We start from the raw sequence: 13223 nt of genomic DNA on the forward strand, positions 1-13223 counted from the left end.
TCTGGTCTCCGTCGCTGGCGTAACCATTTACCGTCTTGAACTTCCTATTGCAAATGCCGGAACGTCGATGCCCCGTGATGTGATCTTTCCGCCGGTCGACCCTTATGCCACCGGTTATCTACAGGTCGACGGCCTGCACAGTGTCTATTGGGAGGAGAGCGGCAACCCCGAGGGGACCCCGGTCGTGTTTCTTCACGGTGGGCCCGGTGCCGGTGCGTCCCCGGTCCATCGCCGGTTCTTTGATCCGGCCAGCTATCGCATCGTGATCTTCGACCAGCGCGGTGCCGGGCGTTCCCGGCCGCTGGGGGAAACCCGCGACAATACCACCGATCATCTGATTGCCGATATGGAGCGGCTTCGGCTGCACCGTGGCATCGACCGATGGCACGTTTTCGGTGGCTCGTGGGGCAGTACGCTTGCTCTGGCCTATGCCCAGAGCCATCCCGACCGCGTAGTATCGCTGGTCGTGCGCGGGATATTCCTGATGCGCCAGTACGAGATCGACTGGTTCCTGTATGGCATGCGCAAGATCTTCCCCGAAGCGTGGCATCGGTTCGTCGCGCATCTGCCGCAGGACGAGCAGGATACGCTGCTGGAATCCTATTATCGGCGGCTGACGTCCCCCGATCCCTCGATCCATATTCCCGCGGCGCGTGCCTGGAGCCTGTACGAAGGCGCCTGTTCGACCCTAATGCCGAGTCCCGACACCATGGCGCTGGCCGGCAGTGACGATCATGCCGTCGGCCTCGCCCGGCTCGAAGCGCATTATTTCCGCAACAATATGTTCGAGCCTGAAAACCGGTTGCTGGACCGTCTGGACCGGATACGGCACATACCAACCGCGATCGTGCAGGGCCGCTACGACATCGTGTGCCCCATCGAGACCGCGGATCGGCTGCATCGGGAATGGCCCCAGGCGCGCTATGTGGTCGTCAATGACGCCGGCCATTCGGCCATGGAGCCGGGCATCCGATCCGCCCTGGTGGAAGCGACCAGCCGTTTTCGATCGCTGAAATAGCCGTGTCGTCCGGACCTGTCGCCCGCAGGCGAAAGGGGACCGGGCACGTCCGTCCATTGCTTTGGCCTTTGCTCTGGAAGTACCGCCGACGATAACAATATGTTATATGCTGACGATCGCCGTCACGTCGATAACTGGCCACCGGACGGAGGAAGAAGAAAATTGTCCCAAACGATTGCCCTGGTGGACGACGACAGAAATATTCTGACGTCGGTCTCGATCGCTCTCGAAGCGGAGGGATTCGATGTCCGAACCTATGCCGATGGCGACGAGGCGCATCGCGGTCTGACAGCGCGGCCCGTCGATCTGGCCGTGCTCGACATCAAGATGCCGCGTATGGACGGAATGGAACTGCTGAAGCGCCTCCGGCAATCGTCGAACATGCCGATCATCTTTCTGACCTCGAAGGATGACGAGATCGACGAAGTGCTCGGGCTGCGGATGGGGGCCGACGACTATATCAAAAAGCCGTTCTCGCAGCGTCTGCTGATCGAGCGGATTCGCGCGCTGCTGCGCCGCCGCGAGCTTGGCGCGGCCGCGGAAGGGGGCGACCCGGATGCGATCATCGTGCGCGGCAATCTGACGCTGGACAGCAATCGGCATGCATGCCTCTGGAAGGGCGGCGCGATCGACCTGACGGTGACCGAGTTTCTGCTTGTCAATGCCCTGGCGGTCAGGCCGGGCCATGTGAAAAGCCGGGATCAACTGATGGATGCGGCTTACGGCGAGCACATTTACGTCGATGACCGGACCATCGACAGCCACATCAAGCGGATTCGCAAGAAGTTCAAAGCAGTTGACGACGATTTCAATCAGATCGAAACGCTCTACGGCGTCGGGTATCGGTATAAGGACGAATAGCGAATCCAGGGGAACGCTTTGGATAGCGCCCGGGCGGGGAGTATCCTGTATCGGCGATGTGGCGCAGCCGCCATTCGTGCCAGCGTCACAGTCCTGCGGATGACGATCGCGGGGATCACGGCCGCCGAGGATCACGACAATGGCTGACGGGTCCGCTGAAAGCCGACATGCGGCGACGACCGCCGAACAGGAAACCTGGAGGCGGCGTATCGGCGTCTTTCTCCGGCGCCGCTTGAATGCCGGGACCGGAACACCGGAGGATCCCTCGTCCACCGGGGTTGCCTCGACCGATCGGATGGGCGGTCGCGGCCGGGATGCGCCGACCTCGGCCGCCGGAGAGCGGCCGGACGACACTGCGGCAGGCGATGACTGGGCCGGGCCGCGCGATTATCCGCGGCGGCGGCTGATATCCGTATCAAAGCTGACGGCACGGGTGCTGGCGGTCAACATCCTGGCACTGGTCATACTTGTCTCGGGGATATTGTATCTTGGCCAATATGAAGAAGAACTGATTCAGGACGAGTTGGAGTCGCTGCGCACCGAAGCGCAGATCTTTGCGGGACTGGTTGCTGAAGGCGCGATCGTTGACCGCTTGAGTGATCCGGCCGGTCTCGATCCGGAACTTGGCCGGCAGATGGTGCGCCGGTTCTATGAAGCGACCGACACCCGCACGCGCCTGTTCGATCCGGACGGCACACTGATCGGCGACAGCCGACTTCTTGTTGGGGGCGGCGGTCTGGTCGAAGTCGAGCCGCTGCCTGAGGTCGGCAGCGACGGCTGGCTCCGCGCCGCCTTCGACACGCTCTACGGTGTCGTCGTCGGTGCCTTTCCCGAACGCAAACGCTGGCCGGTTTACGAGGAACTGCCGTTTACCGATGCGGCGCAATATCCGCCCGTTCAGCGTGCCCTTGATGGCAGTCTGGGCCAGCAGGTGTGGTCGCTCGATCATGGCGGGCAAAAGGTCGGCGTCGCGGTACCGGTCCAGCAGCTTCGGGCCGTGCTGGGTGTCGTGATGCTGACAAGAGATACGACGCGTGTCGACCGGACCATCCAGTCGCTGCGCGAGAACATCCTGAAAGTTTTCGGGGTCTCGCTCGGTGTAACGATCCTGCTCTCGATCTATCTCGCCGCCTCGATCACAGTCCCGATCCGCCGTCTGGCTGCCGGCGCCGATCTTGTTCGTCGAGGGCATGGCCGTCAGCAGGTCATTCCGGATTTCACCCGCAGGCGGGACGAGATCGGCGAGCTTTCCGGCTCGCTCCGCGACATGACGGCTGCGCTCTGGGCGCGGATGGACGCGATCGAAAGCTTTGCGGCGGATGTGTCCCACGAAATCAAGAATCCGCTTTCATCGCTGCGGTCGGCGGTGGAGACGACGACGCGGATTCAGGATCCCGAAAAGCTGAAGCGTCTGATGACCATCATCGAGGAGGACGTTCAGCGTCTGGACCGCCTGATCACCGACATTTCCAATGCCTCACGGCTCGACGCCGAATTGTCGCGCGCCGAAGCCGAGATCGTGGACATGGCCGAGTTGCTCGACATGCTCGATGGCATGTATCGCGAGACGAGCGAGGATGTTGCGCTGGATGTGCGGGCCGATCAGTCCGTTGACCTCACCGTTCTCGGGCTGCGCGACCGCCTGGTTCAGGTCCTGCGCAATCTCGTCGCCAACGCGGTGTCGTTCTCGCCGCCTGATGGCCGTGTGGTGCTGAGAAGCTGGCGCGAAGACGACATGGTGGTGGTAACGGTCACCGACGATGGTCCCGGCATCCCCGAAGGGAAATTCGAGACCATTTTCGACCGCTTCTACACCGAGCGGCCGGCCGGCGAGAAATTTGGCACTCATTCGGGACTCGGCCTCAACATTTCCAAGCAGATCGTGCAGGCCCATCACGGCCGCATAACCGCGCGCAACCGGACTGACGGAATCGGTGCCGTCTTTCGGGTGGACATACCGGCGGCCCGATAACCGGCCGATAAGCGTGAGCGTGGCAAATGGCTGGCCGACAGGGCAAAGCGGCGACAGCTGATTGACAGGGGGGAGGCGCGCGGCCAAGTTCGTCACGATGGATACCATGCATGCGACCTGCGTTTCCGTTTTCGGCGACCGCTTGTCGGGTTGCCTGTTGCTCGGTCCGTCCGGGTCGGGGAAATCCGATCTGGCCGTGCGCCTCATCGACGGCGGCGGTACGCTGGTCGCCGACGATCGCGTAATCATAACCGCCCGCGATGGCCTGGCAACCGCCGCGCCGCCGCCCTTGCTGGCGGGCCTGCTGGAGATCAGGGGTCTTGGTGTCATGACCGTTCCGTTCCTGGGCGAGGCCGATATCCGTCTGCTCGTGTGCCTGACGAACGCTGACGATATCGAACGGATGGCGCCGATCACGAGCCAGCATCTCAATGGCGTCGACATACCCTGTCTGCTGGTGGATGCCTCGAAGGCATCGGCGGCGGCGCGGGTGCGCTGGGCGGTGCGCCGAGTATTGGCATACGGCACCCTGAATAGTGTAAAGACGCTTGTGCCGAAGCCGGCGGCGGAATCGGGGCCGGCGCCGGATAATGAGCGGGACCGATCCGCAGACGGAACCGAATGCGGCGTTGGCGTGGGGCCCGGGCCGGAATCTCGGCCAGAATCCGGTCCGGAAGATAATGAGGATCGCGATGGTTGATCGGGCCGCTGATGAGCGCCGGCGCCGGGTGGTGGTGGTAACGGGACTGTCCGGTGCGGGCATGTCGACGGTGCTGAAGGCTCTGGAGGATCTGGGTCACGAGACGGTTGATAACCTGCCGATCGGGCTGGTCGGGCCGTTCCTGTCGCTTCGCGATGTCCCCACGGTGCCCGGGCTGGGCACGGATCCGGGACCAGTGGCGCTGACGATCGATGGCCGGACGCGCGGCTTTACCGCACGGGCGCTGGGCGCGGCCGTGGCGGCGCTCAGGGCCGATCCGGCCCTCGATGTGCGGATGGTGTTCGTCGATTGCGACCGTGAAAAGCTGCTGCAACGGTACACAGAAACACGCCGCCGGCACCCGCTGGCCAAGGATCGGCCCGTTGCCGACGGGCTGGTCCTGGAGGAAGCTCTCGTCGGACCTGTACGCGAACATGCGGACCTGTACGTGGATACGTCCTTGATGACGATCCATGACTTGCGTCGCTATGTTGGCGAGGCACTGGCCGTTGCCGAGGGTCCCTCGGTGGTCGTCACGGTCACCAGTTTTGCCTTCACCAAGGGGCTTCCGCGCGAAGCCGATCTCGTGTTCGATGTCCGGTTCATGGACAATCCCCATTGGGATCCGGATCTGCGGCCGTTGACCGGCACCGATCCGCGTGTGGCGGCGCGCGTCGAGGCGGACAAGGACTTCACGGCGTTTTTCGACGGTCTGACGGCGATGTTGGGGCCGCTGCTGCCCCGGTACAATCGGGAGGGAAAGAGCTATCTGACGATCGCCATCGGCTGTACAGGTGGCAAACACCGGTCGGTGGTCGTCGCAGGGCGGCTCGGGTCATGGTTCGAGGATAGTGGGTACCGCACGACGGTCGTGCATCGGGATATGCCGATGGTCTCCGGCCCCGATGGTACGCCCACGCCGGGAAATCCTCCGAATTCGGACATTCCGCGCGGGATCTGACACGGTGACACAACATGACGGCGCGGCGCACAAACGACAGCGAGATGGGGCGAAATATGAGCGGTGGAAAGAATGCGGCGGGCAGGATCGGCATGGTGCTGGTCACTCACGGCCGCCTGGCCTCGGAATTCATCGCAGCCCTGGAGCACGTCGTGGGAGAGCAGACCGGCATGGCCGCGATCTGCATCGGTCCCGACGACGATATGGAAGCCCGCCGTGCGGAGATCCTTCAACGGATCGACGAGGTGGATGAAGGGCGCGGTGTCGTGCTGCTGACCGATATGTTCGGCGGGACGCCCAGCAATCTGGCCATCTCGACGATGGAGCGGGGCAATATCGAGGTTATAGCCGGTATCAATCTGCCGATGCTGATCAAGTTGGCCAGCGTTCGCGGCACAGAGACGATGGCCGACGCCGTCATGAAGGCGCGCGAGGCGGGGCAGAAATACATCAATGTCGCATCGGCGCTCCTGGCGGAGAGGGACGCATGACGGCTGGAAAGGTCGAGAGCTTGAAGGTCGCAAGGGTCGTCCGCACCGTTACGGTATGCAACCAGCGGGGTCTGCATGCCCGGGCCGCCGCCAAATTCGTCAAGACGGCTGCCCAGTTCTCCGCCGATGTTACCGTCAGCCGATGCGGTCAATCGGTCGGCGGCGGAAGCATCATGGGGCTGATGATGCTGGCGGCCGGCCCGGGTTGCGAGATCGAGATCGAGGGCGCCGGCGACGGAGCCGCCGAAGCGGTCGAAAGGCTGGTCGAACTGGTCGAACGCGGATTCGACGAGAACTGATCCCCGAAATTCGATCCCTGGCACAGAGCTACCATCCGCTGCCGTACGCAGCCACCGCCGATCCGCAAGAGGCCGCTCATGAGCGATGACCCGAACCCGACCCCATACGGGACGATCTATGCCGGCACCGGCGTGTCGCCGGGTATTGCCATTGGCCCGGCGCATCTGGTCGAAACGGGATTGGGCGACCTGCCCCGCTATCACCTGCCGGAAGAAGATCGGGGGGCGGAGTGCGTCCGGTTCGAGGAGGCGGTGACGACGGCAGTCGGCCAGATCGAGAATATCCGGGTGCGCACGGAATCGATTCCCGGCGAAGGTGGGCGCGACGTCGGCCATCTTATGGATGCGCATTTGAGCATGCTCAAGGGATCGCGGCTCATCCGGGGCGTCGAGCACCGGATACGGGACGAGGGTCTGAATGCCGAGGCTGCCGTCCAGGCTGAGACAGCGGCCATCCGCGCCCGATTCGAGGCCATCGACGACCCGTATCTGGCGGCCCGGATCCAGGATATCCGCGACGTCGCCGGGCGTCTGATCCGGGCCCTGACCGGCCAGCGGTATCGCGCTTTCGGCAAATTGCCGGCGGGCAGCATCATCATTGCGGACGAAATCACACCGGCCGATACGGCTTTGATGCGTCCCGAACAGGTCGCCGGATTCGCGACCCTGACCGGCGGCGCACAGGGGCATACGGCGATCATGGCACGGTCGCTCGGCATCCCGGCGGTGCTCGGCGCCGAGGGGCTTTCGAGCGGTGTCGTTTCCGGCGATACCGTCATCGTCGACGGGTCAGCCGGCAGGATCATCGTCAATCCGCCTGCCGATGTCCTCGCCCGGTACCGCGACAGCCAGAGCCTGGACCGTCGCGCCCGGAACCGGCTTCGCTCGTTGATCGGCGTGCCTTCGCAATCTCGCGACGGGACGGCGTTCGATCTGATGATCAATATCGAACTGCCGTGGGAAGTGCAGTCCGTCGCCTCACTCGATGCCGCCGGAGTCGGCCTGCTTCGAACAGAATTCCTGTTCATGAATCGCGACGATATTCCCGACGAGGAAGAGCAGACCGCCGTTCTGCAATCGATCGTCGAGGGGGCAGAGGGCCGGCCGGTTACCATACGGACACTGGATGCGGGCGGCGAAAAGCTGGTCGGCGCGCTGGGGCGCCCCGGGGCGCCGTCGCCAAACCCGGCGCTCGGGCTGCGGGCGGTGCGCCTGTCGCTACGGCATGCCGGATTGTTGACCAGCCAGCTTTCCGCGATATTGCGCGCTGCCGCGCTGGGGCCGGTGCGCATTCTCCTGCCCATGGTCATCGCGCCGCAGGAAGTAAGCGACGTTCGCAACGCACTGAACCGCTGTCATGCCGCCCTCAAGGCGCGGGGTGAAGCCGTTCCCGACGCGCCGCCGCCGCTCGGCGCCATGATCGAGGTGCCCGGTGCGGCGGTGACGGCGGATATCCTTGCGCAGTGCTGCGATTTTCTGGCGCTCGGCACCAACGATCTGACGCAGTACACGCTTGCCGCCGACCGCGCCGACGACAGCGTCGCCGCGTTGTACGATCCGTTGCATCCGGCCGTCCTGCGGCTGATCGCAATGGTTGCCGACGCTGCCGGCCGGGCTGGACGTCCGCTCAGCCTGTGCGGTGAAATGGCCGGCGATCCGAGGATGCTCCCGCTGCTGGCCGGAATGGGGCTGACGTCGCTGTCCATGGCGCCCGGCAGTCTGTTGCCGGTGAAGGAGCGTCTGCTGCGCCTCGATCTCCCGTCGGCCCGGCAGAGAGTGGCCGATATCCTTGCCCAGACGGACCGCACCAGAATCGGGGTGTTGCTGGACGACTTCAACGATGCCGTGTCGGCCTGATCCCGGCACGCGCAAACGTACCCGTGACATGCGATTCACGATGTTGCAGCGCGGGGGCGTTCGTTGACTTGTCGGGGCCGAGCGGGTACATCTGTCGACATATTTCCGGGATGGCGGCATGCATGCCGCCCTGGTATCCCGTCCGGCAAGTAGGCTTGGGCAGGTTACGGGGTTAAGTTCCGGGGGGTAAATTCCGGGGGTAACTTCGGGGGCTCGCAAAGAACGAGGCGATGACGGCATGGCGTCCAAGGCAAGACCAATTTCGCCGCACCTGCAGATCTACAGGCCTCAGATCAGCAGTGTGCTTTCAATCCTGCATCGGGCGACCGGCATCGCGCTGACAGTCGGCCTGCTCGTTCTCGTATGGTGGCTGCTTGCGGCCGCCTCCGGTCCCGAGGCCTATGCGACGGCCCAGGGCTTCATAGGGTCGTTCATCGGGCAAATCCTGATGTTCGGGTGGACCTTTGCTTTCTTCTTCCATCTCTGCAACGGAATCCGTCACCTGTTCTGGGACGCCGGATATGGATTCGACCTTCCCGTCATGAACCTGACGGGCCAGATCGCCGTGGGTGCGTCAGCCGGCCTGACGCTGCTCTCCTGGATCATCGCCTATATCGTCTGGTGACCGATGTCCGAAAATAATCGTGATTTCCGCTCCGCCCTGTCCCGCGTCCGTGGTCTGGGATCGGCAAAGTCCGGCACCGGTCACTGGTGGTCGACCCGGCTGTCGTCGCTGGCCCTGATCCCGCTTGGCGTCTGGTTCGTCGTTTCGCTGCTCGGCCTGATCGGTGCGCCGCATGCGACCGTCGTGTTGTGGATGTCGTCGCCGTTCGTCGCCGTGATGCTGATTTTGCTGATCGTTGCGACGTTTCATCATGCGGCGCTCGGTATGCAAACCGTCTACGAGGACTATATCCACGACCACACGTTACGGCTCATGGCGGATCTCGGCACAAAGGGCCTGCTCGCGGTATTCGCCGTGGCGACGATCATTGCTGTTATTCGCACCGGTTTGGGAGGGTAGGTCACAATGGCGGCCGCCGCACGAAACAGTTCTTATGAAATCATCGACCATTCATATGACGTCATCGTCGTCGGCGCCGGCGGCGCCGGGCTGCGGGCGACATTCGGGATGGCGGAGAAGGGCCTGAAAACGGCCTGCATCTCGAAGGTGTTCCCGACGCGCAGCCATACGGTTGCGGCCCAGGGCGGCGTTTCCGCCGCGCTCGGCAATATGGGCGACGACGACTGGCGCTGGCACATGTACGACACCGTCAAGGGGTCGGACTGGCTGGGCGATCAGGACGCGATCGAGTATATGTGCCGCGAGGCCGTGCCGGCCATCATCGAGCTGGAACATTACGGGCTGCCATTCTCGCGGACCGAAGACGGCAAGATCTATCAGCGTGCGTTCGGCGGCATGACGACTCATTTCGGCGAGGGGCGCGCCTATCGCACCTGCGCCGCCGCCGACCGGACCGGCCACGCGATGCTTCACACGCTCTATCAGCAGGCGCTGAAGCATGAAGCGGAATTCTTCATCGAGTACATTGCCCTTGACCTGATCATGGAAGACGGCGTCTGCCGTGGCGTCATGTGCTGGAACCTGGATGACGGCACGCTTCACCGCTTTCGCGGGCATATGGTTGTGCTGGCCACGGGCGGTTACGGCCGCGCCTATTTCTCATGCACGTCGGCGCATACCTGCACCGGCGACGGCAATGCCATGGTCGCCCGCGCCGGACTGCCGCTTCAGGACATGGAATTCGTCCAGTTTCATCCCACGGGCATATACGGCGCCGGGTGTCTGATCACCGAGGGCGTGCGCGGCGAGGGCGGGTATCTGACCAACGCCGAGGGTGAGCGTTTCATGGAACGCTATGCCCCCAACGCGAAGGACCTGGCATCGCGCGATGTCGTCAGCCGGGCAATGACGATCGAGATCAACGAGGGACGCGGCGTGGGGCCGAACAAGGACCACATCCACCTGAACCTCCATCATCTCGATCCGGCGGTGATTCTGGAGCGTTTGCCCGGTATCGCCGAGACGGCCCGCGTCTTCTCCGGCGTCGACGTCACCAAGGATCCGATCCCGGTGCTGCCGACCGTTCACTACAACATGGGCGGTATCCCGACCAATGTCCGGTGCGAGGTGCTGAGCCCGACGCCCGACGATCCCGACCGGACCGTGCCGGGGCTGATGGCGATTGGCGAAGCGGCCTGCGTCTCGGTCCATGGCGCCAACCGCCTCGGCTCGAATTCACTGCTGGATCTGGTGGTGTTTGGGCGGGCGGCGGCGATCCGCGCTTCGGAAGTGATCGCGCCGGATACAACTCACAGGGCGCTTCGAGACGACGCCGGCGACGATGCCGTCGACAGGCTGGATCGGGTTCGCCACGGCAAGCAGCAGGTCGATACCGCTGATCTCCGCCTGGAGATGCAGCAGGCGATGCAGCGCAATGTCGCGGTTTTCCGGACGCAGGAAACGCTCGAAAAGGCCGTCGATGAGATTTCGGTGGCCTGGGACAAGAAGGCGGGCCTCGGTGTCACCGACAAATCGATGATCTGGAATTCTGATCTGGTCGAGACGCTGGAACTGGACAATCTGATGATCCAGTCGGTGGCGACCGTGCATTCCGCCGTCAATCGGACCGAAAGTCGTGGCGCCCACGCGCGTGAAGATTTTCAGGACCGCAACGACGATGAATGGATGAAGCACACGGTCGTCTGGGTCGATGAGCACGGCAAGAGCCGGATCGACTATCGTCCGGTTCATCTGACGCCGCTGACCAACGAGGTTCAGTCCTTCCCGCCGAAGGTGCGATCCTATTGACGGCTGCGTCCCGGCCGGCCATCGGTGGTTGGCCGGCGATGTCAATGTAGATCCGATGGATTGGGCGGCGACGGACATTCATTGTGTTCGGTTATGCCGTCATCGGCTCCGGGGTTGAGGAACAGGAAAGTATGGTTGAACTAGCTCTGCCGCGTAACGCCAAAGTCGAAAAGGGATCGCGGTATCCGGCGCAGCCCGGGGCAAAAAAGACCCGTACGTTCAAGGTCTATCGCTGGTCGCCCGATGACGATCGCAATCCGCGGCTCGACGAGTTCGAAGTCGATACGGAAACCTGCGGCACGATGGTGCTGGACGCTCTTATCCATATCAAGAGCCGGCAGGACAGTTCGCTGACCTTCCGCCGGTCCTGCCGCGAGGGCATCTGCGGCTCCTGCGCGATGAACATTGACGGCGTCAATACCCTGGCCTGCCTGAAGCCGATCGAGGAGATCGAGGGCGACGTCCGCATCTATCCTTTACCGCATATGCCGGTGATCAAGGATCTGGTGCCTGATCTCAATCACGTCTATGCGCAATACGCATCGATCAAGCCGTGGTTGCGCACGGAAACCCAGCCGCCGCCGGATCGCGAACGGTTGCAGTCACCGGAGGACAGCCGGGCGATCGACGAGGCGACGACCTGCATTCTCTGTTTCTGTTGTTCGACCTCGTGCCCGAGCTACTGGTGGAATGGCGACAAGTTTCTTGGACCGGCCATTCTGCTTCAGGCTTATCGTTGGCTTGGCGATAGCCGGGACGAGTACACGGGCGAACGACTCGACGACCTGGAAGATCCTTTCCGGCTCTATCGCTGTCACACGATCATGAACTGCACCAAGTCTTGCCCCAAGGGCCTGAATCCGGCGCGTGCGATCGCCGAGATCAAGAAGATGATGGTCGAGCGCCGGATCTGATGCCGGAGGCGGCGGGATCGGCGGAACCGCGGATCGGCAAACCGGCCTCCACCGTTACGCCGGACGGCGAAACCGGCTTTGCGACGGCGTTCGAATCGGCCGTCGGCGAGGGCGGCCCGATCGCCGCCTATCGGTCACTGGTGCGATCGGGTGCGATTACGCAAGACCCCCACCAGGAACTGGCGGCTGAAAAACTGCAGAGCCTGGCCAAGGCGCTGCAGGGCTACGATCCGGGGCAGGGCCAGACCGGCTGGCGGGTCCGGCTGGGTTTGGCGCGCCGGCCGGACCCGGCGCCTCAAGGACTGTATCTCTTCGGCGGCGTCGGCCGCGGAAAATCGATGCTGATGGATATTTTCCACCGCACGGTTCCGGTCACTGAGAAGCGCCGCGTTCACTTCCACGAATTCCTCCTTGACGTACATAATCGGCTGCACGCCGCGCGCCAGGCCGAAACCGAAGCGCCGACATTGATCCGCAAGCTGTCCGGCGGTGCGTCCGATCCGCTGATTGATGTCGCCGACGAACTGGCGCAAGAGGCGTGGCTTTTGTGCTTCGACGAATTTCATGTTTCCGACGTCGCCGATGCCATGATCATGGGCCGGTTGTTCACGGCGCTGTTCGACCGTGGCCTTGTTATGGTGGCCACCAGCAACATTGCGCCCGACGATTTGTATAAAGACGGGCTTCAGCGGCGGCGATTTCTCCCGTTCATCGACCTGCTGAAAGAGCGGCTGGACATTCTCCATCTTGATGGCGGCCGCGATTACCGGCTCGACAGCCTGCGGGGAACGACCGTCTACCATACCCCCGCAGGTCCGGCCGCCGACAAGGCGATGGGCGCGACATTCGACCGTCTGGCCGGTGCCGCAAAGGCTGAACGGCGGACGTTGCACATGCGCGGCCGGGACGTACCGATACCGAAGGCCGCCGCCGAGGTGGCCTGGTTCGGCTTCGACGATCTCTGCCGTCGACCCCTGGGCGCGGCGGATTATCTTGCTCTGGCCGATGCGTTCGACACCATCATGATTTCGGACATACCGAAGCTGACCGAGGATGAGCGCAACGAAGCCAAGCGATTCGTCAATCTGATCGATGCCCTTTACGATCAGGGTACGAAGATTATCGTTTCGGCCGATGCACCGCCCCATGAACTGTATGTCGGGGAGACAGCCGCCTTCGATTTCGAGAGAACAGTGTCGCGGCTGATCGAGATGCAGTCCGCCGAGTATCTGGCGACAACGCCGAAGCATCGACCGGCATAGGGCCGCCGGACCTCCGGCCATGCACGAAAACCGCGCGGACTCCTGCCTCGATCAA

Annotated in this window: 13 protein-coding genes; all 13 read left to right on the forward strand. The window is 63.3% G+C overall.

The features are described from left to right. The first annotated feature begins 67 nt into the window (after positions 1–67). The 13 genes from pip to zapE all read left to right on the forward strand — a co-directional run bounded on the left by pip (position 68) and on the right by zapE (position 13168). Entirely contained in the window at positions 68–1018 is a 951-nt protein-coding gene (gene pip / locus ABZ728_RS03115; RefSeq protein ID WP_366654256.1) for a prolyl aminopeptidase, read from the forward strand. 162 nt (positions 1019–1180) lie between these two features. Continuing rightward, the gene (locus tag ABZ728_RS03120; RefSeq protein WP_366654258.1) at positions 1181–1879 is read left to right on the forward strand and encodes a response regulator transcription factor; all 699 of its coding nucleotides are present in this window, start codon (positions 1181–1183) and stop codon (positions 1877–1879) included. A gap of 139 nt (positions 1880–2018) precedes the next feature. After that, entirely contained in the window at positions 2019–3851 is a 1833-nt protein-coding gene (locus ABZ728_RS03125) for a stimulus-sensing domain-containing protein (RefSeq protein WP_366654260.1), read from the forward strand. A gap of 61 nt (positions 3852–3912) precedes the next feature. Beyond that, complete coding sequence (locus ABZ728_RS03130; RefSeq protein WP_366654261.1) at positions 3913–4551, forward strand: HPr kinase/phosphatase C-terminal domain-containing protein; 639 nt, start codon at positions 3913–3915, stop codon at positions 4549–4551. Then, positions 4544–5512, forward strand: coding sequence for an RNase adapter RapZ (gene rapZ, locus ABZ728_RS03135; protein WP_366654263.1), 969 nt, complete (start codon positions 4544–4546; stop codon positions 5510–5512). Before ABZ728_RS03130 ends, rapZ begins: the two co-directional genes overlap by 8 nt. Positions 5513–5568: 56 nt before the next feature. Continuing rightward, a complete protein-coding gene (locus ABZ728_RS03140; RefSeq protein ID WP_366654265.1) occupies positions 5569–6003 on the forward strand; it encodes a PTS sugar transporter subunit IIA in 435 nt (144 codons plus the stop codon). Continuing rightward, a complete protein-coding gene (locus tag ABZ728_RS03145; protein WP_366654267.1) occupies positions 6000–6302 on the forward strand; it encodes an HPr family phosphocarrier protein in 303 nt (100 codons plus the stop codon). Before ABZ728_RS03140 ends, ABZ728_RS03145 begins: the two co-directional genes overlap by 4 nt. A 78-nt stretch (positions 6303–6380) precedes the next feature. Next, a complete protein-coding gene (ptsP, locus tag ABZ728_RS03150) occupies positions 6381–8159 on the forward strand; it encodes a phosphoenolpyruvate--protein phosphotransferase (RefSeq protein WP_366654269.1) in 1779 nt (592 codons plus the stop codon). Between the two features lie 238 nt (positions 8160–8397). Further along, positions 8398–8784 (forward strand): succinate dehydrogenase, cytochrome b556 subunit, encoded by a 387-nt coding sequence (sdhC, locus tag ABZ728_RS03155; protein WP_366654271.1) that lies wholly within the window; start codon positions 8398–8400, stop codon positions 8782–8784. 3 nt (positions 8785–8787) lie between these two features. Beyond that, positions 8788–9183, forward strand: coding sequence for a succinate dehydrogenase, hydrophobic membrane anchor protein (gene sdhD, locus ABZ728_RS03160; protein WP_366654272.1), 396 nt, complete (start codon positions 8788–8790; stop codon positions 9181–9183). Positions 9184–9189: 6 nt separating this feature from the next. Further along, a complete protein-coding gene (sdhA, locus tag ABZ728_RS03165) occupies positions 9190–10992 on the forward strand; it encodes a succinate dehydrogenase flavoprotein subunit (RefSeq protein ID WP_366654273.1) in 1803 nt (600 codons plus the stop codon). Between the two features lie 131 nt (positions 10993–11123). Continuing rightward, positions 11124–11906: a succinate dehydrogenase iron-sulfur subunit gene (locus ABZ728_RS03170; protein WP_366654274.1), complete on the forward strand. Its 783-nt coding sequence runs from the start codon at positions 11124–11126 to the stop codon at positions 11904–11906. After that, the gene (gene zapE / locus ABZ728_RS03175) at positions 11906–13168 is read left to right on the forward strand and encodes a cell division protein ZapE (protein WP_366654275.1); all 1263 of its coding nucleotides are present in this window, start codon (positions 11906–11908) and stop codon (positions 13166–13168) included. Before ABZ728_RS03170 ends, zapE begins: the two co-directional genes overlap by 1 nt. Positions 13169–13223 lie beyond the last annotated feature (55 nt).

The organism is Fodinicurvata sp. EGI_FJ10296 (genome assembly GCF_040712075.1).
GTDB lineage: Bacteria > Pseudomonadota > Alphaproteobacteria > DSM-16000 > Inquilinaceae > JBFCVL01.

What these genes read in the sequence shown, in the direction of transcription:
- pip (WP_366654256.1), top strand. Translation starts at nt 68, where the DNA reads ATGCCCCGTGATGTGATCTTTCCGCCGGTCGACCCTTATGCCACCGGT.
- ABZ728_RS03125 (WP_366654260.1), top strand. Translation starts at nt 2,019, where the DNA reads ATGGCTGACGGGTCCGCTGAAAGCCGACATGCGGCGACGACCGCCGAA.
- rapZ (WP_366654263.1), top strand. Translation starts at nt 4,544, where the DNA reads ATGGTTGATCGGGCCGCTGATGAGCGCCGGCGCCGGGTGGTGGTGGTA.
- ABZ728_RS03140 (WP_366654265.1), top strand. Translation starts at nt 5,569, where the DNA reads ATGAGCGGTGGAAAGAATGCGGCGGGCAGGATCGGCATGGTGCTGGTC.
- ABZ728_RS03145 (WP_366654267.1), top strand. Translation starts at nt 6,000, where the DNA reads ATGACGGCTGGAAAGGTCGAGAGCTTGAAGGTCGCAAGGGTCGTCCGC.
- ptsP (WP_366654269.1), top strand. Translation starts at nt 6,381, where the DNA reads ATGAGCGATGACCCGAACCCGACCCCATACGGGACGATCTATGCCGGC.
- sdhC (WP_366654271.1), top strand. Translation starts at nt 8,398, where the DNA reads ATGGCGTCCAAGGCAAGACCAATTTCGCCGCACCTGCAGATCTACAGG.
- sdhD (WP_366654272.1), top strand. Translation starts at nt 8,788, where the DNA reads ATGTCCGAAAATAATCGTGATTTCCGCTCCGCCCTGTCCCGCGTCCGT.
- sdhA (WP_366654273.1), top strand. Translation starts at nt 9,190, where the DNA reads ATGGCGGCCGCCGCACGAAACAGTTCTTATGAAATCATCGACCATTCA.
- ABZ728_RS03170 (WP_366654274.1), top strand. Translation starts at nt 11,124, where the DNA reads ATGGTTGAACTAGCTCTGCCGCGTAACGCCAAAGTCGAAAAGGGATCG.
- zapE (WP_366654275.1), top strand. Translation starts at nt 11,906, where the DNA reads ATGCCGGAGGCGGCGGGATCGGCGGAACCGCGGATCGGCAAACCGGCC.